Source organism: Sphingomonas sp. LC-1 (assembly GCF_025371035.1).
GTDB lineage: Bacteria > Pseudomonadota > Alphaproteobacteria > Sphingomonadales > Sphingomonadaceae > Sphingomonas > Sphingomonas sanguinis_E.
The window spans coordinates 209,872-235,860 of sequence record NZ_JANZXB010000002.1 but is presented as its reverse complement, the minus strand read 5'-3'; the positions used below and the strand labels follow the sequence as shown (position 1 = coordinate 235,860).

The 25,989-nt window shown below is 66.1% G+C and carries 27 protein-coding genes and 1 tRNA gene; 15 read left to right on the top strand and 13 right to left on the bottom strand.

Annotated features, from left to right (window positions below; all coding sequences use genetic code 11):
- Positions 1-41: 41 nt before the first annotated feature.
- Both NZL82_RS03890 and NZL82_RS03885 read right to left on the bottom strand, forming a co-directional pair.
- Positions 42-1,607 (bottom strand): DNA polymerase Y family protein, encoded by a 1,566-nt coding sequence (locus NZL82_RS03890; RefSeq protein WP_261268458.1) that lies wholly within the window; start codon positions 1,605-1,607, stop codon positions 42-44.
- Complete coding sequence (locus NZL82_RS03885) at positions 1,498-2,259, bottom strand: ImuA family protein (protein ID WP_261268457.1); 762 nt, start codon at positions 2,257-2,259, stop codon at positions 1,498-1,500. Before NZL82_RS03885 ends, NZL82_RS03890 begins: the two co-directional genes overlap by 110 nt.
- 131 nt (positions 2,260-2,390) lie before the next feature.
- Here NZL82_RS03885 and NZL82_RS03880 point away from each other — a divergent pair.
- Both NZL82_RS03880 and NZL82_RS03875 read left to right on the top strand, forming a co-directional pair.
- Positions 2,391-2,465, top strand: a tRNA-Gly gene (locus tag NZL82_RS03880).
- A 286-nt stretch (positions 2,466-2,751) separates the two neighbouring features.
- The gene (locus tag NZL82_RS03875; protein WP_261268456.1) at positions 2,752-3,234 is read left to right on the top strand and encodes a GNAT family N-acetyltransferase; all 483 of its coding nucleotides are present in this window, start codon (positions 2,752-2,754) and stop codon (positions 3,232-3,234) included.
- A 3-nt stretch (positions 3,235-3,237) separates the two neighbouring features.
- On the opposite strand, the gene NZL82_RS03870 is transcribed toward NZL82_RS03875, so the two are convergent.
- Entirely contained in the window at positions 3,238-3,987 is a 750-nt protein-coding gene (locus NZL82_RS03870; protein WP_261268455.1) for an SDR family NAD(P)-dependent oxidoreductase, read from the bottom strand.
- A gap of 155 nt (positions 3,988-4,142) precedes the next feature.
- Between NZL82_RS03870 and NZL82_RS03865 the strand changes: the two genes are divergently transcribed.
- From NZL82_RS03865 to ribA, 6 genes are all read left to right on the top strand, one after another.
- Complete coding sequence (locus tag NZL82_RS03865) at positions 4,143-4,790, top strand: DsbA family oxidoreductase (RefSeq protein WP_261268454.1); 648 nt, start codon at positions 4,143-4,145, stop codon at positions 4,788-4,790.
- 20 nt (positions 4,791-4,810) lie between these two features.
- Complete coding sequence (msrB, locus tag NZL82_RS03860; protein ID WP_261268453.1) at positions 4,811-5,272, top strand: peptide-methionine (R)-S-oxide reductase MsrB; 462 nt, start codon at positions 4,811-4,813, stop codon at positions 5,270-5,272.
- A 104-nt stretch (positions 5,273-5,376) separates the two neighbouring features.
- Positions 5,377-6,777 carry a carbohydrate porin gene (locus NZL82_RS03855; RefSeq protein WP_261268452.1) on the top strand — a complete coding sequence of 467 codons (1,401 nt, stop codon included), beginning with the start codon at positions 5,377-5,379 and terminating at the stop codon, positions 6,775-6,777.
- Between the two features lie 63 nt (positions 6,778-6,840).
- Positions 6,841-7,473 carry an outer membrane lipoprotein carrier protein LolA gene (locus tag NZL82_RS03850; protein WP_261268451.1) on the top strand — a complete coding sequence of 211 codons (633 nt, stop codon included), beginning with the start codon at positions 6,841-6,843 and terminating at the stop codon, positions 7,471-7,473.
- 344 nt (positions 7,474-7,817) lie between these two features.
- Positions 7,818-8,651: an exodeoxyribonuclease III gene (locus NZL82_RS03845; protein WP_261268450.1), complete on the top strand. Its 834-nt coding sequence runs from the start codon at positions 7,818-7,820 to the stop codon at positions 8,649-8,651.
- Positions 8,648-9,697 carry a GTP cyclohydrolase II gene (ribA, locus tag NZL82_RS03840; RefSeq protein ID WP_261268449.1) on the top strand — a complete coding sequence of 350 codons (1,050 nt, stop codon included), beginning with the start codon at positions 8,648-8,650 and terminating at the stop codon, positions 9,695-9,697. Before NZL82_RS03845 ends, ribA begins: the two co-directional genes overlap by 4 nt.
- Before the next feature lie 128 nt (positions 9,698-9,825).
- Here the strand turns inward: ribA and NZL82_RS03835 are convergent, their stop codons facing one another.
- Together NZL82_RS03835 and NZL82_RS03830 are read right to left on the bottom strand one after the other, a co-directional pair.
- The gene (locus tag NZL82_RS03835; protein ID WP_261268448.1) at positions 9,826-10,494 is read right to left on the bottom strand and encodes an HAD family phosphatase; all 669 of its coding nucleotides are present in this window, start codon (positions 10,492-10,494) and stop codon (positions 9,826-9,828) included.
- Positions 10,491-11,150, bottom strand: coding sequence for a YggS family pyridoxal phosphate-dependent enzyme (locus NZL82_RS03830; RefSeq protein WP_261268447.1), 660 nt, complete (start codon positions 11,148-11,150; stop codon positions 10,491-10,493). Before NZL82_RS03830 ends, NZL82_RS03835 begins: the two co-directional genes overlap by 4 nt.
- 40 nt (positions 11,151-11,190) lie before the next feature.
- Between NZL82_RS03830 and NZL82_RS03825 the strand changes: the two genes are divergently transcribed.
- Positions 11,191-11,691: a thiamine phosphate synthase gene (locus tag NZL82_RS03825; protein WP_314732867.1), complete on the top strand. Its 501-nt coding sequence runs from the start codon at positions 11,191-11,193 to the stop codon at positions 11,689-11,691.
- A gap of 60 nt (positions 11,692-11,751) precedes the next feature.
- Positions 11,752-11,958 carry a hypothetical protein gene (locus NZL82_RS03820; protein ID WP_261268446.1) on the top strand — a complete coding sequence of 69 codons (207 nt, stop codon included), beginning with the start codon at positions 11,752-11,754 and terminating at the stop codon, positions 11,956-11,958.
- 45 nt (positions 11,959-12,003) lie between these two features.
- Here the strand turns inward: NZL82_RS03820 and NZL82_RS03815 are convergent, their stop codons facing one another.
- Positions 12,004-12,711, bottom strand: a complete 708-nt coding sequence (locus NZL82_RS03815; protein WP_261268445.1) for a hypothetical protein — start codon at positions 12,709-12,711, stop codon at positions 12,004-12,006.
- A 219-nt stretch (positions 12,712-12,930) separates the two neighbouring features.
- Between NZL82_RS03815 and NZL82_RS03810 the strand changes: the two genes are divergently transcribed.
- From NZL82_RS03810 to holA, 4 genes are read left to right on the top strand one after another with little or no spacing between them, the layout of a single operon-like run.
- On the top strand, positions 12,931-13,365 hold the full coding sequence (locus tag NZL82_RS03810; protein ID WP_261268444.1) for a DUF3576 domain-containing protein: 435 nt from the start codon (positions 12,931-12,933) through the stop codon (positions 13,363-13,365).
- Positions 13,366-13,380: 15 nt separating this feature from the next.
- The gene (gene leuS, locus NZL82_RS03805) at positions 13,381-15,927 is read left to right on the top strand and encodes a leucine--tRNA ligase (RefSeq protein ID WP_261268443.1); all 2,547 of its coding nucleotides are present in this window, start codon (positions 13,381-13,383) and stop codon (positions 15,925-15,927) included.
- Positions 15,924-16,472, top strand: a complete 549-nt coding sequence (gene lptE, locus NZL82_RS03800) for an LPS assembly lipoprotein LptE (RefSeq protein ID WP_261268442.1) — start codon at positions 15,924-15,926, stop codon at positions 16,470-16,472. The genes leuS and lptE overlap by 4 nt, the downstream gene beginning before the upstream one ends.
- A gap of 13 nt (positions 16,473-16,485) precedes the next feature.
- Entirely contained in the window at positions 16,486-17,505 is a 1,020-nt protein-coding gene (gene holA / locus NZL82_RS03795; protein ID WP_261268441.1) for a DNA polymerase III subunit delta, read from the top strand.
- Positions 17,506-17,670: 165 nt separating this feature from the next.
- Here holA and NZL82_RS03790 read toward each other — a convergent pair whose 3' ends face one another.
- From NZL82_RS03790 to NZL82_RS03765, 6 genes are all read right to left on the bottom strand, one after another.
- Positions 17,671-18,591 carry a ParB/RepB/Spo0J family partition protein gene (locus NZL82_RS03790; protein ID WP_261268440.1) on the bottom strand — a complete coding sequence of 307 codons (921 nt, stop codon included), beginning with the start codon at positions 18,589-18,591 and terminating at the stop codon, positions 17,671-17,673.
- Positions 18,588-19,379, bottom strand: a complete 792-nt coding sequence (locus NZL82_RS03785) for a ParA family protein (RefSeq protein WP_261268439.1) — start codon at positions 19,377-19,379, stop codon at positions 18,588-18,590. The genes NZL82_RS03790 and NZL82_RS03785 overlap by 4 nt, the downstream gene beginning before the upstream one ends.
- The gene (gene rsmG, locus NZL82_RS03780; RefSeq protein WP_261268438.1) at positions 19,376-19,990 is read right to left on the bottom strand and encodes a 16S rRNA (guanine(527)-N(7))-methyltransferase RsmG; all 615 of its coding nucleotides are present in this window, start codon (positions 19,988-19,990) and stop codon (positions 19,376-19,378) included. Before rsmG ends, NZL82_RS03785 begins: the two co-directional genes overlap by 4 nt.
- Positions 19,987-21,822, bottom strand: a complete 1,836-nt coding sequence (mnmG, locus tag NZL82_RS03775; protein ID WP_261268437.1) for a tRNA uridine-5-carboxymethylaminomethyl(34) synthesis enzyme MnmG — start codon at positions 21,820-21,822, stop codon at positions 19,987-19,989. Before mnmG ends, rsmG begins: the two co-directional genes overlap by 4 nt.
- A gap of 68 nt (positions 21,823-21,890) precedes the next feature.
- Positions 21,891-23,177: a tRNA uridine-5-carboxymethylaminomethyl(34) synthesis GTPase MnmE gene (mnmE, locus tag NZL82_RS03770; protein WP_261268436.1), complete on the bottom strand. Its 1,287-nt coding sequence runs from the start codon at positions 23,175-23,177 to the stop codon at positions 21,891-21,893.
- Positions 23,178-23,198: 21 nt separating this feature from the next.
- A complete protein-coding gene (locus NZL82_RS03765; RefSeq protein WP_261268435.1) occupies positions 23,199-23,423 on the bottom strand; it encodes a DUF6489 family protein in 225 nt (74 codons plus the stop codon).
- A 70-nt stretch (positions 23,424-23,493) separates the two neighbouring features.
- Here NZL82_RS03765 and NZL82_RS03760 point away from each other — a divergent pair, with 70 nt between their 5' ends.
- Positions 23,494-24,195, top strand: a complete 702-nt coding sequence (locus NZL82_RS03760) for a dienelactone hydrolase family protein (RefSeq protein ID WP_261268434.1) — start codon at positions 23,494-23,496, stop codon at positions 24,193-24,195.
- Positions 24,196-24,306: 111 nt separating this feature from the next.
- On the opposite strand, the gene NZL82_RS03755 is transcribed toward NZL82_RS03760, so the two are convergent.
- Positions 24,307-25,881, bottom strand: coding sequence for a lysine--tRNA ligase (locus NZL82_RS03755; protein ID WP_261268433.1), 1,575 nt, complete (start codon positions 25,879-25,881; stop codon positions 24,307-24,309).
- Positions 25,882-25,989: the final 108 nt, after the last annotated feature.

Here is a 25,989-nt window from a genome sequence, read left to right as displayed (position 1 = left end):
CTGCCACCTCCCCTTGCAGGGGCGGAATGGGAACGACTCCCTCATGCGAACAGGCCGTGGACATACCAGCGCGGCCGTTCGGTTTCGGAATAGAGGCCGTGGCGGAAGATCCAGAAGCGCCGCCCGCGCACATCCTCGACCCGGTAATAATCGCGCGTCGGCGGCGCCATGTCGGCGCGGCGCCACCATTCGCCCGCGATCCGCTCGGGTCCTTCGGCGCGCGCCACGTCATGCAGCTTGCGCCGCCAGCGAAAGCGCGCCGGGGGCCCGTCGGGCGTCTCGGCGGCAAGCGATTCGATCGGCTGAGGCGGGTCGAACAGATGGATCGGGCGCATCGGCGGCTCGCCCGCCTCGGGCCGGGTCCATTCCGCGCGGGGCGGCGCCTCGGTCGCGGGAAGCAGCAATTCGGCCTGTTCGGGCATATGGCTGTCGCGCGGATGGATACGCCGCACCCGTTCACGCCCCAGCCGCGTCCCCAATTGGTCGATCAGCGCCGCGACGGCCGCCTCGGCCTGATGCGCACGCCCCTCGCCCCCCTCCAGTCGAAGCTGCACCGCATCCATCTTCTCGGCCAACCCGACATCCAGCCGGATCAGGTCATAGCCGAAACCGGGGTCGAGCGGATCGGCCAGCGCCTCGATCCGCTCGCGGAACAGGCGGAGCAGCATGGCCGGATCGCGGGTCGGCTGCCCGGTCTCGACGCGCAGATCCTGAACCTCGCCATCCGCGCGGAACAGCCGCGCGTCCCAGCGCCGCCCGCCCTCATGCCGTTCCTCCAGCGCCCGCGCCGCTTCCCCCGCCAGTTCCTCCAGCACGCCCAGCATATGCTCGGTCCGGGCCACCGGCTCGGCAAAGCGGCGCTCGACCGCGATCGGCGCGGCCACGACACGCGGGGTCAGCGGGCTCTCCTCCTCGCCGGTCAGCCGCCGCAGCGCGGTCGCCGCCTCCCGCCCGAAGCGCGCGGCGATCGTCGCCATCGGCCGCGCCAGTACGTCGCCGACCAGCTTCAGCCCCGCCGCGATCAGCGCGGCGGTCGCCTCCTCATCCAGGTCCAGCGCGGCGACGGACAGGCGGCGGATCGCCCCCATCTCGTCCGGGGCGGGCGCCCCGGCATGCCGTGCCAGCGCGCGTGCCGCCTCGGGCGTGTCGCCATAGGCCAGCCGAACCGTAATTCCCCGCCGCGCCATCCGCGTCTCGATATCCTCGGCCAGCCCCCGCTCCCCGCCGAACAGATGATCCACGCCGGCGCTGTCGATCACCAGCCCGTGCGGCGGATCGAGCGCCACCGCCGGGCTATAGCGTCGCGCACCCTCGGCCAGTCGCTCCAGCCAGTCCGCATCGGCGGCGGGATCGTGCGGGAACACTTCGATCTCCGGCACCCGCGCCCGCGCATCGGCCAGGGTCAGCCCGACCGACAGCCCCGCCACGACCGCGCCCCTGTCGAGCGCGGCCAGCCGAATCGCGCCGCCCACCGATTCGGCAAAGACGATCGGCGCCTCATCGCGCCCGACGAACAGATGCGGGCGACGGGCCCGCAACCGCTCGATCGGCAACCAGGGGAAGACGAGCGCCAGATAGCGGCGCGGGGTCGAAGCTTTGCGTGTCACGGTTCCACTCCACGCGCCACCGGGCGCCTGCGGGCCCTCCCCGTCGGCGCAGCAATTCCAGATCATAGGCGGGCGCGCCCGGCGCATCGGCCGCCAGAGCGCGCGACGGGGCGGGCGCGACGCCCCAACGGGTGGCGGCCGCGCTGGGCACCGGCTGTCCGCCGACGCGCAGCAGGATCATCAACACGCCCGAAGCCTCGGCGGCCAGCATCAACCGGCGCGATGCGGTCAGGTCATAGTTCCGCATCGCGCCCCAGCCCTCCACGATCACCGTGCCCAGGCCCGGACAGCGCGCACCATCCGCCGCCGCGCGCAGCAACGCCGCATCGTCGGCCACGATCACCACGACCAGATCGGCGGGGTCGAGCCCCATTGCGATCAGCCCCGGCCCATGGAGTCGCCCCCCTTCCCGCTCGGCGGATTCGGTGCGCAGCCATAGCAGGGGCCGCGCCGCCGCCGTCAGCACGCATCCCATGGCAAAGCCCGCGCCGCTCGCCCCTTCGTTGTCGGAAAACACATGAATTTCATGGAGTTGCGCCCGAGCCAGACGGGGCAGCCCATCCTCCGCCGCCGCCACCGAACCGGGCACCACCTCGCCCGCCAAAGCGGCGGCGCGGCGCAATCGGTCGATCAGGGCGAAGGGCTCCTCCATATATGTTCTTGTAATGTTCTATTGAAAAAGCCGCCAGCCGGAAAAATTTTGAAAAAAGGGCTTGCCGGTTCGAAAACCCCCATCTAATAGCCCGCCTCACCCCAGCCGGTCAGCCGGCTCGGAACGCCAGAGCGGGCGTAGCTCAGGGGTAGAGCACAACCTTGCCAAGGTTGGGGTCGAGGGTTCGAATCCCTTCGCCCGCTCCAGCGACTTGTTCCACAAGTTGCCTTCGTCGCAGTCAGCGGCGCTTTTTCCAGCTTCTACGGGTTATGGCGACACCGATCGCCGATGATCGCCTGTGCCGCTCGAAAACTCCTCTTCGCCTTTGTCGGGACTCAGGAATTTCGAGTTTATGGCCATCGGGTACGAGGAGTAAGTCGATGCCCCCGACCTCGGCTTTCCACCCTAGCGAGACAACATCCGACGCCACGGCGGAATCAAGCCGCTGTCAGGTGAATCGCCAATCGCGCAGCGCACGCGTATCACCGTTTCATGCCAATTCGCCCCGCCACCCCCGACGACGCCCCCGCCATCGCCGCGATCATCCTGCCGGTGATCCGCGCGGGCGAGACCTATGCGCTGGATCCGACCATGACGGAGGAGGATGCCCTGGCCTATTGGTGCGCGCCGGACAAAAGGACCTTCGTGTTCGCGCAGGAGGGCGCGATCCTCGGCACCTATTTTCTGCGCCCCAATCAGGCGGGCGGCGGGGATCATGTCGCCAATGCCGGATATATGACCAGCCCCGCCGCGCGCGGCCGTGGCGTTGCCAGGGCGATGGCGCTGCATTCGCTTGACGCGGCGCGGGCGCGCGGCTTCACCGCGATGCAATTCAACTTCGTCGTCAGCGCCAATGCCCCCGCCGTGCATCTGTGGACCTCGCTGGGCTTCGCGACGGTCGGCCGGGTGCCGGGGGCGTTTCGGCACCCGGCGCTGGGGCCGGTCGATACGCTGGTGATGCACCGACCGCTGTAGCGATCACGCTCCGCGCGCGACCTGGAATCCGGCAAAGGACTGGCTGACCGGCATCAGCTCCAGCCGGTTGATGTTGAGATGCGGCGGCAGTTCGGCCACCCAGAGCAGCGTCGCGGCGATATCCTCCCCCGTCATCGGGTTGGAGCCCGCATAAAGCGCATCCGACGCCGCCTGATCGCCGCCGGTGCGGATGGTGGTGAACTCGGTCTCGACCATGCCCGGCTCGATCGAGGTCACCCGCACCCCCTTGCCATGCAGGTCGGCGCGCAAGTTGAGCGAGAATTGCCTCACGAACGCCTTGGTCCCGCCATAGACGTTGCCGCCGGTATAGGGGTAATTGGCCGCGACCGAAGACAGGTTGATGATCCCTCCCCGCCGCTCGATCAGGCGGGGGAGCAGCCGGTGGGTGATGGTGATCAGCCCGTCGATATTGGTCGCGATCATCGTCCGCCACTGGGCCAGGTCGCTGTCCTGGGCGGGCTTGGTGCCGAGCGCGAGACCGGCATTGTTGATCAGCAGGTCGATCTCCGCGAAATCCTGCGGCAGGCTGGCCAGCCCTGCATCGAGCGCGGCCTCGTCGGTGATGTCGAAGGCCAGCGGGTGAAACGCCTCGCCCAGTTCGTCGGCCAGCGCCTGCAACCGGTCGGCGCGGCGCCCCGTCCCGATCACCCGCCATCCGGCCGCGACGAAGGCGCGCGCGGTCGCGGCTCCGATTCCGGCGGTGGCACCGGTGACAAGTGCGGTTCGGGTCATGGGCTTACTCCTTGGTCGCAGGCGCGTCGGGCGCGAAGAGGGGTGTCCGGCCAAAAGGCGAAACGCAGCTTTGCGCTCCCGCCCCTTTGCCCAGGCGTTCGGCTTTCCCACATAAGGTCCCACGCCGTTCGCGGCCACGTCAATTAGGACCCCCGATGCCCCGCCCGATCCGAATCGATTTCGTCTCCGACATTTCCTGCCCCTGGTGCATCATCGGCTTGCGTGGGCTGAAGATCGCCTTGGAGCGGATGGGTGATACGGTCGCGGCGGAGATTCACTTCCAGCCTTTCGAGCTGAACCCCGCCATGGCGCCCGAGGGCGAGAATATCGTCGAGCATATCGGCCGCAAATATGGCGCGACGCCCGAACAGTCCGCCGCCAACCGCGCGACGATCCGCGAGCGCGCGGCGGCGGTCGGCTTCACCATGGCGATGGGCGATACGTCGCGAATCTATAACAGCTTCGATGCGCATCGACTGCTCCACTGGGCGGCGATCGAAGGGCGACAGGCCGCGTTGAAGCACGCGCTGTTCGACAGCTATTTCACGCGGGGCGAGGATATTTCAGACCACGACGTGCTGCTCGCCGCTGCGGTGCGTGCCGATTTGTCGGAGGATGACGCCCGCGCCATCCTGACGTCCGACCGCTATTCGGCCGAGGTGCGCGAGGCCGAGCGGCTGTGGCAGGGTCGCGGCATCCAATCGGTGCCCGCCATCGTTATCGACAATCGTTACCTGATCTCGGGTGGGCAACCGCCCGAAGCTTTCGAACAGGCACTGCGCCAGATCGCCGCCGAAGCCTGAACCCATCAAAGGAGTCCCCCATGGCCGACACCCGTTACGCCAAGACCGAGGAAGCGCTCGCGAAGCTGACCCCGGAGCAATATTATGTGACCCAGCAGAGCGGCACCGAACGCCCCGGCACCGGCGAATATCTGCACACCCGCGAACCGGGCCTCTATGTCGACATTGTCTCGGGCGAGCCGCTGTTCGCCTCCGCCGACAAGTTCGATTCGCATTGCGGCTGGCCCAGCTTCACCCGGCCGATCGAGCCCGCCCATGTCAACGAGCTGCGCGACACCACGCACGGGATGATCCGCACCGAGGTCCGCTCGGCGCATGGCGACAGCCATCTGGGCCATGTCTTCCCCGACGGCCCGCGCGATCGCGGTGGCCTGCGCTACTGCATCAACTCGGCGTCGCTGCGCTTCGTGCCGCTCGGCGAGATGGAGGCGCAGGGATATGGCGACTATGTCGACCAGGTCCGCGCGGCGGAGCAGGGCTGATCCAATCCTTCCCGGACGGGGAGGATTGACGTTTACGGCACCTTTTGCCCCCCGGATCGTTAGCGCCGCGCAACGATAAGTCTTGGAAAACGGGGGGCTATAGGATGGCGATGATCTGGGGATGGGCGCCGTTGCTGCTCGCGGCCCCGCTGTCGCCGCAGCAGACCACCGATCCCGTCCCCACCGCCGCGCGCATCACGCCCGATGCCGCCACCGGTGATACGCAGCGAATCCCGACCCGCCGCCGCCCGGTCCGCCCCTCCGACAGCGCGCCCTCCGCGATCACCGCCGACACGCGCCGCACGCCGCCGCCGGGGATCATCGGCAACTGGCACGAGATCCGCACCAGGCTGAACCAGCGCGGCATCACCGTGACCGCCCGCTATGCATCGGAAAGCGCCGCCAATGTGACCGGCGGCCGCAAGACCCTGTTCCGCGAAACCGGGCAGTTCGATGCGGGCGCGCTGTTCGATCTGGAAAAGGTGATGGGACTGAAGGGCGGGGCGTTCCAGGCCACCCTCACCTATCGGCGCGGCCGCAACCTGAGCGACGACGCCAATCTGGGCACGCTGCAACAGGTGCAGGAGGTCTATGGTCGCGGCCAGACGCTGCGCCTGACCCAATTCTGGTACGAGCAGCGGATTGGCGAGCGGTTCGAGCTGAAGCTGGGCCGCGCCAATCCGGGCGAGGATTTCGCCATCTTCTCCTGCCACTTCATGAATCTCAGCTTCTGCGGCGCGCAGCCGGGCAATCTGGTCGGCGACTATTGGCAGAACTGGCCGGTTAGCCAGTGGGGCGCGAGGCTGCGTTACGAGCCGCGCGACGATCTGTACGTCCAGGGCGCGGTCTATGAGATCAATCCGCGCAACCTGGATACCGACTTCTTCATCGGGCATTTCAAGGGGGCGACCGGGGTGCTGGTTCCTGCCGAGATCGGCTGGATCAACAATGCCAGCGCTGGGCGGATCGGATCGTACAAGCTGGGCGGCTGGATCGCGACGGCAGATGCGGCGGACGTGTATCTCGACGTCAATCGCAGACCCGTGGCGATCACCGGGCTGGCCCCGCTGGAGCGGAGCAGCCGCTACGGCATCTATGTCAACATCCAGCAGCAACTGACCGGCGAGACCAAGGACGGCAAGGCGGAGAACGGCCTCAGCATCTTCCTGAACGCGACCCAGGCCGACCGAGCGACCAGCGTCACCGACAACCAGGTCGCAGCCGGCCTGTTCTACAAGGGGCTGGTCCCTGCGGTGCCGGGCGACGTGCTGGGCATCGGTGTCGCGCGGACGCATGTGAACGGGCGCGTAGCCGATGGACAGCGGCTCGACCCCACCCGCCCCGCCGTGCAGGGATCGGAATATGCCGCCGAGGTCTATTACAGCATCCATCCCGCCGAATGGCTGGAGATGCGGCCCAACGTCCAGTTCGTCCACCATCCCGGCGGCTATTCGCAGGCCGACGACGTCACCATATTGGGGCTGAAAGCCGCCTTCACCCTGTGACATCCGCGATTCACGACCCGTTCAATAGGCCGCACGCATGACGGTCGGCCAAAGGAGTTTGATATGATCCGTTCGATTGTGGCGTCCGCCCTGTTGGCGCCGACCGCCATGGCGATGGTCGCCGCCCCCCTCCCCGCCCTTGCGCAAGCCAGCGGCGATCTGGCGGCGGTGCAGCGTCACCTGCAATCGGTGCAGACGATGACCGCCGACTTCACCCAGACCGATCGCGCCGGCAAGGTGCTGACCGGCACGCTGACCATGAAGAAGCCGGGCCGGATCCGGTTTCAATATGAAAAGGGCGTGCCCCTGCTGATCGTGGCGGATGGCGGCGCGTTGACCTTCATCGACTATTCGGTGCGCCAGGTGCAGCGCTGGCCGATCAAGAACTCGCCGCTCGGCGTGCTGCTCGACCCCAGCCGCGACATCGGCCGCTATGCCAAGGTGGTGCCCAGCGCCGATTCGCGGCTGCTTTCCGTCGAGGCGAACGATCCCAAGCATCCCGAATATGGCAAGATCACGCTGGTCTTCGCGCGCGATGCCTCGGCGCCTGGCGGGCTGATGATGCAGGGTTGGGTCGCGCTCGACAGCCAGAACAACCGAACCACCATCCGCCTGTCCAACCAGCGATTCGGCGTGCCGGTGGACGACAAGGCGTTCCGATTCAACGACCCGCGGAGAGGCGCGGCGCGAAACTGAACGCTCGCGGACCGTTTCATTCATCCGGGCGACAGGTTTCCTGTCCTATCAGGGCTTTGCGGTTGAGGGGCCTTCGAGATTCCCCCCTGTTGCTCGGACGAGCATCCTCATCCCGCCTGCGTGACGAACGCTAGGTCGGCCCTCGCTCCATGCCCCCGGAGCGGGGGCCTTTCCTTTTCTGCACCTCTTCTTCGCGACCCCGGCGAAGGCCGGTGCCCTGTCGCCATGTCGCTGATGGCGCGCATCGCATTGCGTGGAAGGCAAAAACGCCGCGCCCCCGATAGTCCGTCGTATCTGGACCCGGGCCTCCGCCGGGGTGGTACAGAGATATACAACGCCACCCCATGAAGCGGGTAATCTTGTCTCCCCCTCGCCCCGCCGCTACATCGACGTCCGTGAAAATCGCCTCCTGGAATATCAACTCGGTGCGTTTCCGCGCCGCCATCGTCGAGCAATTCCTGAAGGAAGCCGAGCCCGATGTGCTGTGCCTGCAGGAGACGAAGGTCGTCGATGACGACTTCCCGTTCGATCTGTTCCGCGCGGCGGGTTACGAGCACATCATCATCCATGGCCAGCGGATGCATCACGGCGTCGCCATCGCCAGCCGCGTCCCGATCACCGAGGACGACCGCCTGGACTGGCAGGCCAATGCCGAGGCGCGGCATGTCGGCATCCGGCTGCCGAACGGCGTGCGGCTGGAGAATGTCTATATCCCGGCGGGCGGCGACGTGCCCGACCGAGAGGTGAATCCGAAATTCGGGCAGAAGCTCGATTTCCTGGGCCGCATGATCGACTGGTCGGAGAAGCTCGACTGCCCGACCATCCTGACCGGCGATTTCAACATCGCGCCGCTCGAATCGGACGTATGGAGCCACAAGCAGCTGCTCGACGTGGTCAGCCACACCCCCATCGAGGTGGAGACGCTGGCCAGGCTTCAGGCGTCGAACGACTGGGTCGATCTCGGCCGCCATTTCACCCCGGCGCCGCAGCGGCTCTATACCTGGTGGAGCTACCGCGCGAAGGATTGGGCGGCATCGGATCGCGGGCGGCGGCTCGACCATATGTGGGCGACGCGCGACGTCGCGGCAAAGGCCGTGTCGCACCAGGTGTTCGAGGGGTGCCGGAGCTGGCTCAAGCCGTCCGACCATATCCCGATCATGACGGAATTCGATTTTTGACCGCTGACCCCAAGGCCGCCGCCCGCGCGATCGACGCGCTGCGCCGGGGCTGGCCGATCGCGATCGACGGGCAGGCGCTGCTCGCGGTCGAGACGGCCGATCCGCTGCGCTTGTCCGCCTTCGATCCCGAAGCGCGTGCGCCGGTTCTGATCTCGGCCGGGCGTGCGGCAACGCTCAAGCTGATCAACCAGCTGGAAGCGGCGGACCCCGATGCCGCCGTGCTGGTCGAACGTGCGCCATGGATCGATTTCGCCGCCGCCACCGCGCTGGCCGATCCGCAATTCGATCTCGCGACGCCGTTGAAGGGCCCCTATCGCGCGCTCCCGCTGCCCGATCCGGCGATCGCGGCGGCGGCCATCCGGTTCGCGCGGATCGCGGGGATGCTGCCCGCCTTCTTCCTCGGCGGGACGGGGGTAGAGGCGGCACTTTCGCTGGCCGACATCGCCGCGCATGAAAATGCCGAGGCGCTGGCCATCGCGACCCGCGCCCGCCTTCCCGTCGCTGGCGCGGAGGATGCGGAAATCGTCGCCTTCCGCTCGCCCCATGCGGCGGGCGAGCATGTCGCGCTGGTGATCGGCCAGCCCGACGGCCAGCCCCCTCTGGTGCGGCTGCACAGCGAATGCCTGACCGGCGATGTGCTGGGCAGCCTGAAATGCGATTGTGGGCCGCAGCTTCATGCCGCGATCCAGGCCATCGCGGACTCGGGCTGGGGAATCCTTCTCTATCTGCGGCAGGAGGGGCGCGGGATCGGCCTGGTCAACAAGCTGCGCGCCTATCAGCTTCAGGACCAGGGGTTCGATACGGTCGATGCCAACACCCGCCTGGGCTTTGCGATCGATGCGCGCGATTTCGGCGTGGCGGCGCGGATGCTGACCCTGTTGGGGCAGGACAAGGTTCGGCTGCTGACCAACAATCCGGCCAAGGTCGCCGGGCTCGACGCCGCCGGCGTCCATGTGATCGAACGCGTCACGCACAGCCTGCCACCCAATCCGCACAACGAACGCTATCTGGCAACCAAGCGCGACCGGACCGGGCACCAGCTTTAGGAAAGTCCTCCTTCCCCCCTTCCGTTCAGCCTGAGCGAAGTCGAAGGCCACGGGATTGGCCTTTGTGGCCCAGCGCGGAACGTGCGCTTCGACTTCGCTCAGCGTGAACGGAAGTTGGGGTTGGGCGTTCAGAACCCCAATTCCCGCCGCACATCCGCATAATCCTGGGCGATCGCCGCGACGCCAATGTCGCGCAGCCGCTGGTCATGCCCGACCGCGCAGTGGCTGCCCATGCACATGCCGATGACATGGCCCCCGCTCGCCACCGCGCCGGTGGCGCCGACGGGAGAGTCCTCCAGGATCGCGCAATCCTCGATCCGCACGCCCAGCCGATCGGCGGCGAAGAGATAGAGGTCGGGCGCCGGCTTGCCCCTCGTCACATGCTCGCGCCCGCTATAGACGTGATCGCCGAACGCCTCGCGCAGTCCCAGATGGCGCAGATGCCGGTCGAGCCAGACGGTCGGGCTGGACGATACCACCGCCTTGGGGAAATCGGCGGGGAGCGAGCGGACGAACTCCACCGCACCGGCGATCGCCGCCACGCCCTCTTCCATCGCGCGGATATCCTCGACGCGACGTGCTTCGTAAAAGGCATCCGGCAGGGCATAGCCGATCCGCCCCTCGACCGCGGCGACGAAGTCCTTGCCCGCCAGGCCCATATAATGGTGCATCGCCTCTTCGGGCGTATGCGGGTGGCCGTTGGCGGTCAGCCATTCGGCGAGATGGCGATTGCCCTCATATTCGCTGTCGATCAGCACACCGTCGAAATCGAACAGCAACGCGGCGAACTTGCTCATTGGCGTGCTCCGAACAGCGCGCTGCCGACCCGGACATGGCTCGCCCCCAGCATCGCGGCGACCTCATAATCCTCGGACATGCCCATGCTGAGCTTTTCCAGCCCCATCTCCCGCGCCATCTTGGCGAGCAGCGCGAAATAGGGTGCCGCATCCACCCCGTGCGGGGGGATCGCCATCAGGCCGATGACGCGAAGCCCGGCCGCCCGCGCCTGTTCCAGCATGGCGGGCGCCTCCACGATGGCGCAGCCCCCTTTCTGCTCCTCCTCGCCGATATTGACCTGAAGGAAGCAGTCGGGCCGACGCCCGCTCTTGTCCATCGCCTCGGCCAGCGCGGCGATCAGCGAGGGGCGGTCGATGGTGTGGATCACATCGAACAGCGCGACCGCGTCGGCGGCCTTGTTCGACTGCAACTGGCCGATCAGGTGGAGTTCGACACCCGCATAGCCTTCGCACAGCGCAGGCCATTTGGCAGCCGCCTCCTGCACGCGATTCTCGCCGAATACGCGGTGCCCCGCGTCGAGCAACGGGCGGATCGTCTCGGCATCATGGGTCTTCGACACCGCGATCAGGGTGGGCATGGCATGATCCCCCAGCTTCGCGGCACGCCGAAGCTGATCGGAGACGGTGGAAAGGCGGGAAACGCTGTCGTCGGTCATGCCTCGCGCTATAGTCGTGAGGATGGCCGACCGATACCCCGTGACATGGTTGATGACCGACGAGCGATTGGGCGACGGGCTTTGGGCGGCACTTCGGCGCCTGCCACCGGGTTCGGGCGTGGTCTTCCGCCATCACGCCACCCCGCATGCCGAGCGCCGGGCGATTCACCGCAGGCTATGGCGGATCACGCGCGCACGGCGAATGCTGTTGCTGGTCGCGGGGGGCGGTCTGCCCGGCGATGGCGTGCACAAGCGCGGCAAGGGCCAGGGCCTGCGAAGCTGGCCCGCGCATGACCGCGCCGAGGCGGTCGCGGGACGGAGGGCGGGAGCGGACCTTCTGTTCGTCTCCCCCCTCTTCCCGACCCGTTCGCATCCCGGTGCGCCGAGTCTCGGCCCCGATCGGGCGATACGAATCGGGCGGGGGCTGGGTTTGGCGCTGATCGCGCTGGGCGGAATGGATGCCCGCCGTTTCCGTCGCTTGCGCGGGCGCTTCGACGGCTGGGCCGCGATCGATGCCTGGGGTGGGGCTTCCCGGTCGTGACTATGTCATGGGACGGTCGATCCGGCGCGCTAAGGTCGCCGCGAAGGTGAAAGGAATGCGATGATATTCTCGCTGATCCTGGCCGCGGCTGCCCCCGCGTCGATACCGATTCCCGCTGGGCTGGCCCCCTATGTCCGCGATCACAAGCTGACCCGCTACGACCATGCGCTTCGCGATCTGAACGACGATGGTCGCCCCGAGGCGTTGGTCTATGCCCGACCTATCAAGGGGTCGGAGCAAGGGACGACTGTCATAAACGCCGAATGACGCCGATCGAACCAGGGTCGCCGCCGTCATGCGGGCAGCACCGGATCAGAAGCGGAAGGCCGTACCCAGATACACCGCCTGGCTGTTCCGGCGATCATCGTCCATCCGCGCCAGACGTTCGCGATCCGAGCGATAGCGGACGCCCGCCGTCACATCGAGGTTGCGGGTCAGCGAATAGGAGCTGCTCATGTCGAGCGAATAGCTGGACGGCATATCGACCAGCTTGTTCACGCCCTCGATCGGGCGATCGCTCGATGCCTTCACCCGGCCGGTAAAGCGATTCGCGCTATAGCTGACCGCCACATCGGCGCTCTCGCGGCTGCCCGGCAGGCCCGCCAGATCGACCCGCGCCAGTTCGCCGGTGACGGCCAGACGCTTCCAGCCTACCGCAACACCCAAATTATAGGAGATGGGCGCCAGTCCCACCGTCGGCGCGGTATTGGCGGCGATGCGTTCGTCGTTGGTACGGCTGGTGCGGGCGCGGACCGCCACGGTGACCGGGCGATTGGCCCCACGCTGGCTTTCCGCCGGGGTGAAACGCAGATCGCCTGCGTCCAGACCGCTCCGCGCGAAGATCGCCGCGAGCCGGGGATCCGCCGCCGCTGGCGTGAAGCCGCCGCGCCCCATCAGGCTGAGGCTGCGCTTGGGGGCCCGACCATTCTGGTCCACCGCACCGATGGCGGGCGCGACCAGCGCAGTCGTGGCGGCAAGCGCCCCGATTGCGATTCCGATCACCACACGCCCGAACGACACGGTCCACCCCTTTATGAGACCTCTTTGATACATAGCCTCTAACATGAAATCGGCGGTGAGCGATCCCATTGTTACGCTGACATCCGCGATTCTTGTCCGAGTGTTGCGCATCTTCCACAGAATCGGTCTTCGGCGCGTGATTCGCCGGAATGCTTGCCGGGGTGGCGGGGCCCCTGTAGAGGCTATAACCAACCCTTATTCCCAGTCAGGACAATGCCGATGCTTCGCCGTTCCGCCACCGCGTTCGCGGTTATCGCCGCCCTGTCGCTCGGCGCCTGTGCCGGCAAGAAGGATCGTCCGCAGGGCGATCTGGCCGCGTCGAAGGTGACGACGATCGGCGTGAACTCCTATCTGTGGCGCGCTAGCCTCGACACGCTCAGCTTCATGCCGCTGGCCGAGACCGATTCCAATGGCGGCGTGATCGTCACCGACTGGTACGTCAATCCGCAGACGCCGACCGAGCGGATGAAGGTCACCGTCACCATCCTCGACCAGGATCTGCGCGCCGATGCGCTGCGCGTCACCGCGCTGCGCGAGGTGAACCGCGGCGGCCAGTGGGTCGAGGCACCCGTCCAGGCCGCGACCATCCAGAAGCTGGAAGACATTATCCTGACCAAGGCGCGCGACCTGCGCCGTGCGTCGATCACGAACTGATAAAAGACGAGAAGAATGGCCTCGCGTTTCAATGCCCTGAAATCGGATTCGACCTGGCAGCGGATCTGGGAGGAGCGGCGCACCTTCGCCGCCGACGATCACAGCACCAAGCCACGGTCCTATGTCCTTGAGATGTTTCCCTATCCTTCGGGGCGCATCCATATGGGGCATGTCCGCAACTATACGATGGGCGACGTGCTGGCGCGCTATCGGCGGATGATCGGGCATGAGGTGCTCCACCCGATGGGCTGGGACGCGTTCGGCATGCCCGCCGAGAATGCCGCAATGGAAAAGGGCGTCCATCCCGGCGGCTGGACCCGCGACAATATCGCGACGATGAAGGCGCAGCTGAAGCGGCTCGGCTTCGCGCTCGACTGGACGCGCGAGATCGCGACCTGCGAACCCGATTATTACGGGCATGAGCAGGCGCTGTTCCTCGACCTGTATGCGGGCGGCCTGGTCTATCGCAAGGAATCGGCGGTCAACTGGGATCCGGTCGACATGACCGTGCTCGCCAACGAACAGGTGATCGACGGGCGCGGCTGGCGTTCGGGCGCTCTGGTCGAGAAGCGCAAGCTGAACCAGTGGTTCCTCAAGATCACCGACTTCGCCGACGAGCTGCTGGAGGGTCTGACGACGCTCGAGCATTGGCCCGACAAGGTGAAGCTGATGCAGGAGAACTGGATCGGCCGCAGCAAGGGCCTTCAGTTCCGTTTCGCGCCGGTCGCCCCCTTCGCGACCCCGATCGAGGTCTATTCGACCCGCCCCGACACGATCTTCGGGGCGAGCTTCGTCGCGATCGCGGCGGATCACCCGATCGCGCGCGAACTGGCCGAGACGAATGCCGATGCGGCCGCGTTCATCGAACGCTGCAAGGCGGGCGGCACCACCGCGGCCGAACTGGAAACGCAGGAAAAGCTGGGCTTCGATACCGGTTATCGGATGCAGCATCCGATGGACGAGAGCATCACCCTGCCCGTCTATATCGCCAACTTCGTGCTGATGGATTACGGCACGGGCGCGGTGATGGGCGTGCCCGCGCATGACCAGCGCGATCTCGACTTTGCGCGCAAATATGGCCTGAGCGTTACCCGCGTCGTCGCGGACGGCGATAACACCGATCCCGTCTTCGAAGGCGACACCGCCTATACTGGCAGCGGCCAGCTGGTGAACTCCGGCCCGCTCGACGGGATGGACGTGGAGGCCGCCAAGGCCGCCGTTATCGCCCGCGCCGAAAGCGAAGGCTGGGGCCAGGGCCAGACCGTGTACCGCCTGCGCGACTGGGGCGTCAGCCGCCAGCGTTACTGGGGCACGCCGATCCCGATCATCCATTGCGACGATTGCGGCGCGGTGCCGGTGCCCAAGGACCAGCTGCCGGTGACGCTGCCCGAGGACGTCACTTTCGATGTCCCCGGCAACCCGCTCGATCGCCATGCGACGTGGAAGCATGTCGACTGCCCCAATTGCGGCAAGCCCGCCCGGCGCGAGACCGACACGCTCGACACCTTCGTCGATTCGTCCTGGTATTTCATCCGCTTCGCCAGCCAGCCCAACGATCGCCCGTTCGATCCCGAGGTCGTGAAGAAGTGGCTGCCCGTCGGCCAGTATATCGGCGGCGTCGAGCATGCGATCCTGCATCTGCTCTATGCCCGCTTCTGGACGCGCGCGTTGAAGCATATCGGCCTGATCGACGTAGCGGAGCCCTTTGCTGGCCTGTTCACGCAGGGCATGGTCACGCACGAGACCTATTCGGTCGAGATCACCAATTCCGAAGGTCTCACGATCCGGCAATGGTTCTCTCCGAATGATATTTTTTGGAAAGAAGGCGCTGCCCGCACCAAGATATTTACTGGCATGGAAGTGCCGGTCCATGTCGGCCGCGTCGAGAAGATGTCCAAGTCCAAGAAGAACACCGTCGATCCCGAACCCATTGTGGATCAGTACGGCGCGGACGCGGTCCGCTGGTTCATGCTGTCCGACAGCCCGCCCGAGCGTGACCTGCCCTGGTCGGAATCGGGCATCGAGGGTTCGTGGCGCTTCGTCCAGCGCTTGTGGCGTCTGTTCGACGGTTCGGAAGCTGCCGAGGGCGAGGACAAGGCTCTGGCGCGCAAGCTGCACCAGACCATCGCGGGCGTGGCGGCGGACATCGAGGCGCTGGCCTTCAACAAGGCGGTCGCCAAGCTGTACGAACTGGTCAACGCGATCGAAAAGGCCAAGCCCTCCGCCACGCGCGCTGAGGCGATCCGCACCACCATGCTGCTCGTCGCGCCGATGGTCCCGCATCTGGCCGAGGAAGCCTGGTCGGGCATGGGGCAGGACGGCCTGATCGCCGACGCCGCCTGGCCGGTGGTCGATGAGAGCCTGCTGGTCGAGGACGAGGTCACCGTTGCGGTGCAGGTCAACGGGAAGCTGCGCGACACGCTGACCGTCGCCAAGGGGCTGCCCAAGGACGTATTGGAGGCGACCGCGCTGGCGTCGGACAAGATTGTCCGCGCGCTCGACGGCGCAACGCCCAAGAAGGTGATCGTGGTGCCCGACCGTCTGGTAAATATCGTCGCATGACCCGCCCCCTCCCCCTTCCCCTGCCCCTCTTCTGTCAAATCGCCGCCGGTCTGGCGCTGACGCTGGGCCTGTCGGGCTGTGGACTGCACCCGCTTTACGCGGGGGGCAGTTCGGGCCCGGTCGCCAGCGCCCTGTCACAGATCGAGGTCGCACCGATTCAGGGGAAAGCGGGCTGGCTGATGGCCAACGCGCTCAGCGACCGGCTGGGCGGCAAGAACGGTACGGCGCGCTATCGCCTGGACGTGAAACTGGACGACCAGATTCGCGGGCTTGGCGTGCGGCGCGACGACTCTGTGGTGCGCGAGCGGCGTATCCTGCGCGCGCGCTACCAGCTGGTCGACCAGACGAGCAATGCGGTGCTGGTCGATGCTACCGCCGGGTCCGATGCCGGGATCGATGTGGTCCGATCCGAATATGCGACCATCGCGGCGGAGAATACCGCGCTGGAACGGCTTTCGGTCATCGTCGCGGACGAAATCGTCGCGCGGCTGGCTACCTATGCCCGGTCGCGTCCCGGCGAGTCGATGGTTTCCGCGCGGCCGTGAGGGCTCACGGATCGTGAAAGCCAGCGCCAACCAGATTCGCCAGGCGCTGAGCCGCCCATCCGCCGATATTCGCCTCTATCTGCTGCACGGCCCCGATGAGGCGGGGGCGAGCGAATTGGCACGGTTGCTCGCTACCGCAATGGGTCGTGAAGCCGAACGGATCGATCTCGATTCGGCGACGCTCAAAAGCGACCCCGCCCGGCTGACCGATGAGGCCGCCGCCATGTCGCTGTTCGGCGGACCGCGCCATATCCGCATTGCCAGCGTGGGCGAGGAAGGCCTGGCGGCGTTCACCGCGCTGCTGGAAGCGGAATCGGCGGGTAATCCGGTCGTCGCCATCGCTCCGACGGTCAAGACGACCGCCAAGATCGTCAAGCTCGCGCTCGATTCGCCGCGTGCCATGGCCTTTGGCTGCTACGCCCCCACCGCCGCCGATGCCGAGCGACTGGCGAACACCATCGCGGGCGACTTGGGTCTGCGCTTGGCAGCGGGCGTCGCTGCACGGCTGGTGGAGGCCGCTGGCGCCGATCGGTCGGTCATTACCCGCGAGTTGGAGAAGCTGTCGCTCTATCTGGACGCTGCGCCCGACCGTCCGCGTGAGGCCGATCACGCCGCCATCGACGCGATCGGCGCCGATCTGGGCGAAGTCGAGATGGGCGATGCGGTCGAGGCCGTCATCGAAGGGCGGGTCAGCGATCTGGGCGGCGAATTGGCCCTACTGGACGAAGGTGGCGCGTCACCCATCCCGTGGCTTCGCGCACTGGCCCGACGGCTGGTTGCACTGGCCGATATGCGGGCCGATATCGACGCGGGGGAACCGGTCGATGCGGTGATGAAGCGGCACCGTGTCTTCTTCCGCGACGAGGCTCGCACCGCCCGCGCGCTGCGCCGTTGGACCCCGGCGATGCTGGCGCGGGCTCTAGCCCGAATCCGTGCCTCCGAACGTGCGGTCATGGCGCCGGGCAATGCCGGAGCGGTGCTGGCCGAGTCGGAAGCGACGATCATCGCGCAGGGAATCGCGCGGCGGGGATGAGAGATTCCCTTGGAATCCGGCTTCGCTCAGCCTGAACGGGGTATGGGGTTAGTCTGCCTCATACCAACAACCGTTCGGGCAGAGCGAAGTCGCAGCCCCCGCCCACCCCGCTCAAAAATCAAAAACGAGCTGCGCCTGTCTGCGAAGCAGACCGGCGTCCCGCTTTCAAATACCCTCACCGGTCAGTCGCTGGCACACCATGTCGAGCTGATCGAGCGTCGAATAGCTCAGGGTCAGTGTACCGCCCTTTTCGCCATGCGCGATCCGTACCGACAGGCCGAGTAGATCGGCTAGCTGCCCTTCTAACGCCGCAATATCGGCGTCGGCGGCATCCTGCCCGGACGGCTTGGTTGAACCCTTGTCGCCCGAAGCCGCCTTACGCCCGCCGCCCTTGGCCTCACGGGTCAGCTTCTCGGTTTCGCGGACGCTCAGGCCCCTTGCGATGACCTGATCGGCCAGCGATTCGACCTCGTTCGCGCCCAGCAACGCGCGGGCATGGCCCATCGACAGAGCCCCGCTGACGACCTGGCTCTGCACCGTGTCCGGCAGTTCGAGCAGACGCAGCAAATTGGCGACATGGCTGCGCGACTTGTGGACGATCTTGGCCAGCGCCTCTTGCGTATGGCCGAACTCGCCCGCCAGCCGCTGATAGGCCTGTGCCTCTTCGATCGCGTTGAGGTCCTGCCGTTGGATATTCTCGATCAGCGCGACTTCGAGCGTCTGGGCATCATCGAAATCCCGGACGACGACCGGCACCTCGTGCAACCGGGCCCGCTGCGCCGCCCGCCAACGCCGCTCACCCGCGACGATCTGATAATCCTTGCCGTGCGGACGGACGACGATGGGCTGGATCAGCCCGCGTGCCGCGATCGACGCGGCAAGTTCGTCCAGTGCCGCTTCCTCAAAATGACGGCGCGGCTGATCGGGGTGCGGCGACAGCGAACCGACCGGCAGCATCCGCACGCCGCCCGGCGTCGGCTGATCGCCGGGGCGAATCGGTGCCTCGCGCGCCATATCGCCGAGTAGGGCACCCAATCCACGACCCAGACCGGGCCGAGGGCGTTTGGCCGCAGGTTCGGCGCTCATGCCGCTGCTGCCCCCGGCTGCGTGCCTAGCGGCAGCCGCGCGATCAACTCACGGGCCAGCGCAATATAGGCCTGGCTCCCCACGCAACGATAATCATAGATCAGCGCAGGCAAGCCATGGCTGGGCGCCTCCGACAGCCGGACATTGCGCGGTATTACCGTATCGAACACGACCCCTCCCAAAACGGCGCGCACATCCGCCGACACCTGGTCGGTCAACCGGTTGCGCCGGTCATACATCGTCAAAGCCACGCCAAGGATTGCCAGCCCCGGATTGAACCGGGCCCTGATCCGCTCGACCGTGGTCAAAAGTTGCGAAAGCCCCTCCAGCGCGAAAAACTCGCATTGCAGCGGCACGAAAAGCGAATCGGACGCGACCATCGCGTTGATCGTCAGCAGCCCCAGCGAGGGCGGACAATCGATCAGGACAATGTCCCAATTCCCCTGCGACCGCCGCATCGCCTGATCGAGCCGATGGGTCCGATTTTCGAAATCGACAAGCTCCAATTCCGCGCCGGACAGATCGACCGTGGCCGGCACCACGTCCAGCCTCGGAACCTGCGTATGCACGACCGCATCGTCGATCCGCGCTTCGCCCAGCAAGACATGATAGCTGGAGAACATGCGCTGGCTGTTGGAGATACCCAGACCGGTCGAGGCATTTCCCTGAGGATCGAGATCGATCAACAGGACGTTCAGCCCCGTCGCAGACAGTGCGGTGGCAAGATTGATGGCGCTGGTGGTCTTGCCCACCCCACCCTTTTGGTTCGCGATGGCAACGCAGATCATCGGGCCCCTACTCGGTCGAGGATCACGATCGACGAGTCCGCCGATGTGATGCTATGTTCCACGTGAAACACGAAGCGCCATTGCCGCTTGAGGGTCTTGATTTCGCGCTCGTCCAGGCGGCCGCGCGGTAGCAACCACCGCGTATCCTGTTTGCCGCAGTGAGCGGCCGCGCGCAAAAGATTTTCGACTGTTGCCACGGCACGAGCAGAAATAATGTCGGCCTTGACCTGCACCGCCTCGATCTTGGACGCATGGACGGTTACGCGATCCGCCACGCCCAGAGTTTCAGCACATTCGCGCAGGAAGTCGGCGCGACGCTTGCGGGGTTCGACCAGTGCGACACGACCGGGCCAGGCCAGCGCCACCACCATGCCGGGAAAGCCCCCGCCGGTGCCGATGTCTACCCACTGGCCGTCCGAGCGCTCTGCCAGCGGAATCAACTGCACCGAGTCGAGCGCGTGCCGCGACCAGATGCTGCCAATGGTCGATGGCGCGATCAGGTTCTGCTGGTCGTTCTCGACGATCACCAGATTGAGGAAGTGGTCGATACGCTCGGCCGCCTCTTCGCCGAAACGCTGGACGACCCAGTCGCGCGCCTGCTCTTCGGTCATGCCGCCATCTTTCGTGCGTGGAGAAGGACCGCCGACAGGGCGGCGGGGGTAATCCCCCGAATGCGCGAAGCCGCCGCCAGAGTGGCAGGACGGGCCATGCTCAAGCGGTCGATCATCTCCTGCGACAGGCCAGGGATCGCCATATAGTCGATCATGGGGGGCAGCAGGATCTGCTCATCGGCACGAAGCCGTGCGACCTCCTCCGCCTGTCGTTCGACATAGGGGGCGTAGCGCGCGTCCTCCAGTGTCTCCGCTACGATCGCGGGATCGCAACCTTCGGACGCCTCTGGCGCAACATGCGCGAGCGTGACACCATCGAAGCGTAGCCATTCATAGGCCGTCCGCCGCGCGCCATCCTGGGCGATCGCGGCACCGCTCCGCGCGAGATCGGACGCGGTGCGGACCACCGCAAGCCGCTCGCGCAACAGGCTCTGCTGCTCCTGCCGCCGGCTTCGATGCGCCAGCCTTTCGGGGGAGAGACACCCCGCCGCTTCCGCTATTCCACCGAGCCGCGTTTCGGCATTATCGGCCCGCAGCGACAGCCGATATTCGGCGCGCGCCGTCAGCATTCGATAGGGTTCGGTCACGCCCTGAAGGACCAGATCGTCGATCATCACACCCAGGTAGCTGGATGCCCGGTCGAGAATAACCGGGCTCAGGTCGCAGGCATGCGCTGCGGCATTGAGTCCGGCGATCAGCCCCTGCCCCGCCGCTTCTTCATAACCGGTCGTGCCATTGATCTGCCCCGCGCAGAACACACCCGCCAGCGCACCCAGCGCGAGCCGGGCGTCGAGCGAGCGCGGATCGATATGGTCATACTCCACCGCATAGCCCGGCAGCGTGATGACGGCACGTTCCAATCCCGGCATGGAGGCGATCATTGCCTCCTGCACATCGGTCGGCAGCGAGGTCGACAGGCCGTTGGGATAGACAAGCGGATCGTCCAGCCCCTCGGGCTCGAGGAAGATTTGATGGCTGTCGCGATCGGCGAAGCGCTTGATCTTGTCCTCGATCGACGGACAATAGCGCGGCCCGTTCGCCTCGATCGCACCGGTGAATAGCGGCGAACGGTGAAAGGCCGCCGCGATGATCGCATGCGTCTGTTCGGTCGTCCGGGTAATCGCACAGGCGATTTGCGGCAGCGGCCGCACGCCCGTCATGGGCGACATGGTCCAGGGATCGAGATCGGAGAGCTGTTCGTCCAGCTTCGCCCAGTCGATGGTCCGGCCATCCAGACGCGGTGGCGTGCCGGTCTTCATCCGTGCCATGGGCAGCCCCAGCGCACGCAACTGCTCGGCCATCCGCGTGGCGGCACGCTCGCCGATCCGCCCGCCCAGATGCCGCTCGTCCCCCCGGAACAGTCGTCCGCCCAGGAACGTCCCGGTCGCGAGCACCACTGCGCGAGCCGACAGGATCGTGCCATCGCCAAGCTGCACGCCCGTCACCCGGTCGCCATCCAGCAGCAGCGCTTCGGCCTCGCCCTCAACGATGGTCAGGTTCGATTGTGCCGCCAACATCGCCTGGATCGCCCCGGCATAGCGTCGTCGGTCGGCCTGGACGCGCGGGCCCTGAACCGCGGTTCCCTTGCTACGGTTGAGCATCCGATAGTGGATCGCGCCCTGATCTGCCGCGCGGCCGATCAGCCCGTCAAAACTATCGACCTCGCGCACGATATGGCCCTTCCCCAATCCGCCGATCGCCGGATTGCAGGACATGGCGCCCAGGCCATGACGGTCGAAGGACAAAAGGGCCGTCCGCGCACCCCGGCGCGCAGCCGCCGCAGCGGCCTCGGTTCCCGCGTGACCGCCACCGATCACTACGACATCAAACATGGCTTTGCCCTACCGGAAGCCGCGGTCAGCGTCAAAGCGATCTATGGTAAACGTTCCACGTGGAACAATTATTTGCCGAGGCAGAACCGTCCGAACAACGCGTCCAGCATGGTCTCCGTCGCGCTGACCCCAAGCAATTCCGCCAGTGCCTGACGCGCAATCCGAAGCTCTTCCGCCATCAACAAAAGGTCACCCGCGGGAGCGGCCATCAGCGCACCGGCCGCCCGGCGGCACTGCTCCTGCTGATGACGTTTGAAGCCGATGCTATCCTCGCGGGGGAGAAGCATTGCTGCTGCCTCTGCAATCACGTCCCACACCGCCGCCACGCTCGCCGCATCGTCACGTCGAACCGCCAGCCGCCGCCCCCCCGGCAGTGCCTCCCGGCCGACGAGATCGGCCCGGCTATGAAGCCAGATCGCATCCGCACGAAGGGGCGTCGTGTCCGCCATCCATAGCAAAATGTCCGCTTGTTGGATCGCCTCCTGCGCGCGGGTGACACCGATCGCTTCGATCACATCGTCCGTATCCTCCGCCAGCCCGGCGGTGTCGGTGAGGATATAGGCGATGCCACCGCGCAGCACGCTCGCCTCGATCCGATCGCGTGTGGTGCCCGCAATCGGGGAGACGATTGCCGCCTCCCGCTCCACCAGCAGATTGAGCAGGGTCGACTTGCCGCTATTGGGCGGCCCCGCCAGCACGACGCGAATACCGTCATGCAAGCGATCGACCGGGGGCCGCTCCACGACCTCCAGCATCGCCGCCGCAAGCGCATCCATGTCCTGCCTGATCCGCGCCGCCACAGCGGTATCGAGCGGGACGTCATCCTCTTCGGCGAAATCGAGCATCGCCTCGATCATGGCGGACAGCGCCGACAAGCGGTCCATCCATCCCCGCAGCGCCTGACTGACCCGCCCCTCGACCGCGCTGATCGCGGCGCGGCGCTGACGTTCGGTCTGGGCTTCGAGCAGATCGGCCAGCCCTTCCGCCTCGGCCAGATCGATCCGACCATTGAGCAGCGCGCGGCGGGTGAACTCGCCCGGCTCGGCCCGACGGACACCGGGCTGCGCGGCAAGCGCCGCCTCGACCGCCGCGACCACAGCACGCCCGCCATGACAATGAAGCTCGACCAGATCCTCGCCGGTCGCCGTCGCCGGTCCGGGGAAGCATAGCATCAAGGCGGAGTCGAGCAGCGCCCCCTCCCCATCCCGCAACGGTCGCAGTCCGGCCCGACGTGGCGCCGGCAAGCGTCCGCCCAGACGCTCGGCCACGGCGAACGCCACCGGGCCGCTGACGCGGATCACCGCGATCGCGGCGGGCGGCTGTCCACTGGAGACGGCGAAGATTGTGTCGGTCATGCCTTTAATCCTTGGGGGCGATCAGCCCTTCTGCCCCTCGAACATGCGACGCCACATCGCCATGCTCGCCTCGCCCATCGGCGCCCAGCTGCGCATCATCGCCTCGACCATTTCAGGCTTCACCCCCGACTGCATCGTGTCGAGCATCATCTGGACATAGCGTTCATGGATCGGCGTCAGGTCGGGCAGCCCCATGGCGCGGCGCGCTTCTTCGGGCGTGCAGTCGATTTCCACATTCACTTTCACGGTGCCATTCTCCTCACGCGACCAAGTGAGGCATAAGGCGTTATCGTCGCGACGACCACAGGAGACCAGCATGACCGGAACCAAGACCATCGCCGCCCCGCACGGCGAAGGCCCGTTCAACGCTTATTATGCCGAGCCGGAGGGCACAGCTTCGGCCGCGATCATCGTCATTCAGGAGATTTTCGGGATCAATGCGGGCATCCGCCGAAAGTGCGATACGCTGGCCGAAGCGGGCTATCTGGCGGTTGCCCCCGATCTTTTCCACAAGATCGCGCCCGGTATCGAACTGGACCCGGACGTTCCCAACGAGATGCAGCAGGCGCTCGATCTGATGGGGCAATTCGACCAGGATGGCGGCATTCGCGATATCGAGGCGACGATCAAGGCGATCCGCGAAGAGCATGGCCCGGACTTCAAGGTCGGCGTGGTCGGCTATTGCTTGGGCGGGCGTCTCGCCTTCATGACTGCGGCGCGCACCGATGTGGACGCCAGTGTCGGCTATTATGGTGTCGGCATAGACGGGTTGCTCGGTGAGAAACACGCCATCGCCAAGCCGGTGCTGCTCCACATTCCGGAGGAGGATCATTTCGTCGACAAGGACGCGCAGAAGCGGATGCACGAGGGGCTGGACGATCACCCCAAGGTCACGCTGTACGACTATCCCGGCGAGGATCACGGCTTCGCCACCGAATTCGGTCAGCGCCGGTCGGACGAGTCCGCCAAGCTGGCGGACGAACGCACCATGGCGTTTTTTGCGGAGCATCTCCGCTAAACAATTCTACCCTCACCCTTCCCACCCGCTTTCAGCGGGCGGGCCCCTTCCCTCTCCCAATGGGAGAGGGAGGGAGGCGCGAAGCGCCGGAAGGGTGAGGGCAGCCAGCCGTTACGCGGCCTTGGCCAATGCCTCGGCGATCAGTTTGCGGCTGTTATCCACACCGTAAAGCGCGATGAAGCTACCCATGCGCGGCCCTTGCGCCGACCCCAGCAACGTTTCGTACAGCGCCTTGAACCAGTCGCGCAGCGACGGGAAGGCGTCGGTTTTGCCGATCTCATAGACGATGTTCTGGATATCCTCGGCACTCGCCCCTGCCGGGAGCGCCGCCAATTGCGCGTCGAGCTGGCGCAGTGCCTCGGCCTCATGCGGCTCGGGCGCGCGGCGCTGGAGCGTCGGGGCGACGAAGTCACGCGCATAGGCCAGCGCATGGTCGATCAGCCGGTCCAGCTCGGGATATTTCTCCGCCGAGGCTTCTGGCACATAATTGGCAAGATAGCCCCAGACCTGCTCCTTGGTCGCCTCGCCCATCACCCCGACCAGGTTGAGCAGCAGGCCGAACGTCACCGGCAACTCTCCCTGCGGCAGCTTGCCGTCATGGATGTGATGCACCGGATTGCCCAATTGCTCCTTGAGCGACTGGTTGGGATAGTTGACCCGAAACTGCCAATATTCGTCCACCGCGCGCGGAATGACGCCCATGTGCAGCTGCTTGGCCTTTTTGGGCTCGCGATAGGCGAAGAAGGCCAGGCTCTCTTCGGGGCCATAGGTCAGCCACTGGTCGAGGCTCAGGCCATTGCCCTTGGACTTGGAGATCTTCTCGCCATGTTCGTCGAGGAACATCTCATAGTTAAAGCCCTCGGGGGGACGACCGCCAAGTACTCGGGCGATCTTCGACGACTGGGTGACCGAGTCGATCAGGTCCTTGCCCGCCATCTCGTAATCCACGCCCAACGCGACCCAGCGCATCGCCCAGTCGACCTTCCATTGCAGCTTGGACAGGCCGCCCAGCGCCGACTGGACGATCCGCTCGCCCTCGTCGTCGAAGGCGATCAAGCCCGCCTCGGCGTCGATCACCTCGACCGGCACCTGAAGCACGATACCCGATTTGGGGCTGATCGGCAGGACCGGCGAATAGGTCGCGCGGCGCTCGGCGCGCAGCGTCGGGAGCATCACATCCTGAATGCCCTGATAGTGTTTCAGCACCAGCCGCAGCGCGTCGTCGAACCGGCCCGAATGATAATATTCGGTGGAGGAGGCGAATTCATAGTCGAAGCCGAAGCGATCGAGAAACTGGCGCAGCAGTGCGTTGTTGTGCGCGGCAAAGCTATCGAACTTCTCGAACGGATCCGGCACCTGGGTCAGCGGCTTGCCGAGATGCTCGCGCAGCATCTCCTGGTTCGGGACGTTGTCGGGCACCTTGCGCAATCCGTCCATATCGTCCGAAAAGGCGATCAGCCGGGTCTTCTGGTCCGACAGCGCATGAAAGGCGTTGCGGACCATGGTGGTGCGCAGCACTTCGTTAAAGGTACCGATATGCGGCAGGCCCGATGGGCCATATCCGGTTTCGAACAGGATCGGCTCACCACCAGGCTTGCCGTCGGGATAGCGTTTGAGGAGCTTGCGGGCCTCCTCATAGGGCCAGGCCTTGGACTCGAGAGCGGTGGAGCGAAGTTCGTCTGTCATGGATTTGCCTCTGGCAAGGCAGGGCGCGATGCACAAATGCATTTTACACGATCCACCCAATATCCCGCTTCGATCCACCGCTTCTCATCACATTATTCACAGACTTAT

Coding starts and splice junctions, on each gene's coding strand:
- NZL82_RS03885 (WP_261268457.1), bottom strand. CDS start 2,259: ATGGAGGAGCCCTTCGCCCTGATCGACCGATTGCGCCGCGCCGCCGCT.
- NZL82_RS03875 (WP_261268456.1), top strand. CDS start 2,752: ATGCCAATTCGCCCCGCCACCCCCGACGACGCCCCCGCCATCGCCGCG.
- NZL82_RS03870 (WP_261268455.1), bottom strand. CDS start 3,987: ATGACCCGAACCGCACTTGTCACCGGTGCCACCGCCGGAATCGGAGCC.
- NZL82_RS03865 (WP_261268454.1), top strand. CDS start 4,143: ATGCCCCGCCCGATCCGAATCGATTTCGTCTCCGACATTTCCTGCCCC.
- msrB (WP_261268453.1), top strand. CDS start 4,811: ATGGCCGACACCCGTTACGCCAAGACCGAGGAAGCGCTCGCGAAGCTG.
- NZL82_RS03855 (WP_261268452.1), top strand. CDS start 5,377: ATGGCGATGATCTGGGGATGGGCGCCGTTGCTGCTCGCGGCCCCGCTG.
- NZL82_RS03850 (WP_261268451.1), top strand. CDS start 6,841: ATGATCCGTTCGATTGTGGCGTCCGCCCTGTTGGCGCCGACCGCCATG.
- NZL82_RS03845 (WP_261268450.1), top strand. CDS start 7,818: ATGAAGCGGGTAATCTTGTCTCCCCCTCGCCCCGCCGCTACATCGACG.
- NZL82_RS03835 (WP_261268448.1), bottom strand. CDS start 10,494: ATGAGCAAGTTCGCCGCGTTGCTGTTCGATTTCGACGGTGTGCTGATC.
- NZL82_RS03830 (WP_261268447.1), bottom strand. CDS start 11,150: ATGACCGACGACAGCGTTTCCCGCCTTTCCACCGTCTCCGATCAGCTT.
- NZL82_RS03820 (WP_261268446.1), top strand. CDS start 11,752: ATGATATTCTCGCTGATCCTGGCCGCGGCTGCCCCCGCGTCGATACCG.
- NZL82_RS03810 (WP_261268444.1), top strand. CDS start 12,931: ATGCTTCGCCGTTCCGCCACCGCGTTCGCGGTTATCGCCGCCCTGTCG.
- leuS (WP_261268443.1), top strand. CDS start 13,381: ATGGCCTCGCGTTTCAATGCCCTGAAATCGGATTCGACCTGGCAGCGG.
- lptE (WP_261268442.1), top strand. CDS start 15,924: ATGACCCGCCCCCTCCCCCTTCCCCTGCCCCTCTTCTGTCAAATCGCC.
- NZL82_RS03790 (WP_261268440.1), bottom strand. CDS start 18,591: ATGAGCGCCGAACCTGCGGCCAAACGCCCTCGGCCCGGTCTGGGTCGT.
- NZL82_RS03785 (WP_261268439.1), bottom strand. CDS start 19,379: ATGATCTGCGTTGCCATCGCGAACCAAAAGGGTGGGGTGGGCAAGACC.
- rsmG (WP_261268438.1), bottom strand. CDS start 19,990: ATGACCGAAGAGCAGGCGCGCGACTGGGTCGTCCAGCGTTTCGGCGAA.
- mnmG (WP_261268437.1), bottom strand. CDS start 21,822: ATGTTTGATGTCGTAGTGATCGGTGGCGGTCACGCGGGAACCGAGGCC.
- mnmE (WP_261268436.1), bottom strand. CDS start 23,177: ATGACCGACACAATCTTCGCCGTCTCCAGTGGACAGCCGCCCGCCGCG.
- NZL82_RS03760 (WP_261268434.1), top strand. CDS start 23,494: ATGACCGGAACCAAGACCATCGCCGCCCCGCACGGCGAAGGCCCGTTC.
- NZL82_RS03755 (WP_261268433.1), bottom strand. CDS start 25,881: ATGACAGACGAACTTCGCTCCACCGCTCTCGAGTCCAAGGCCTGGCCC.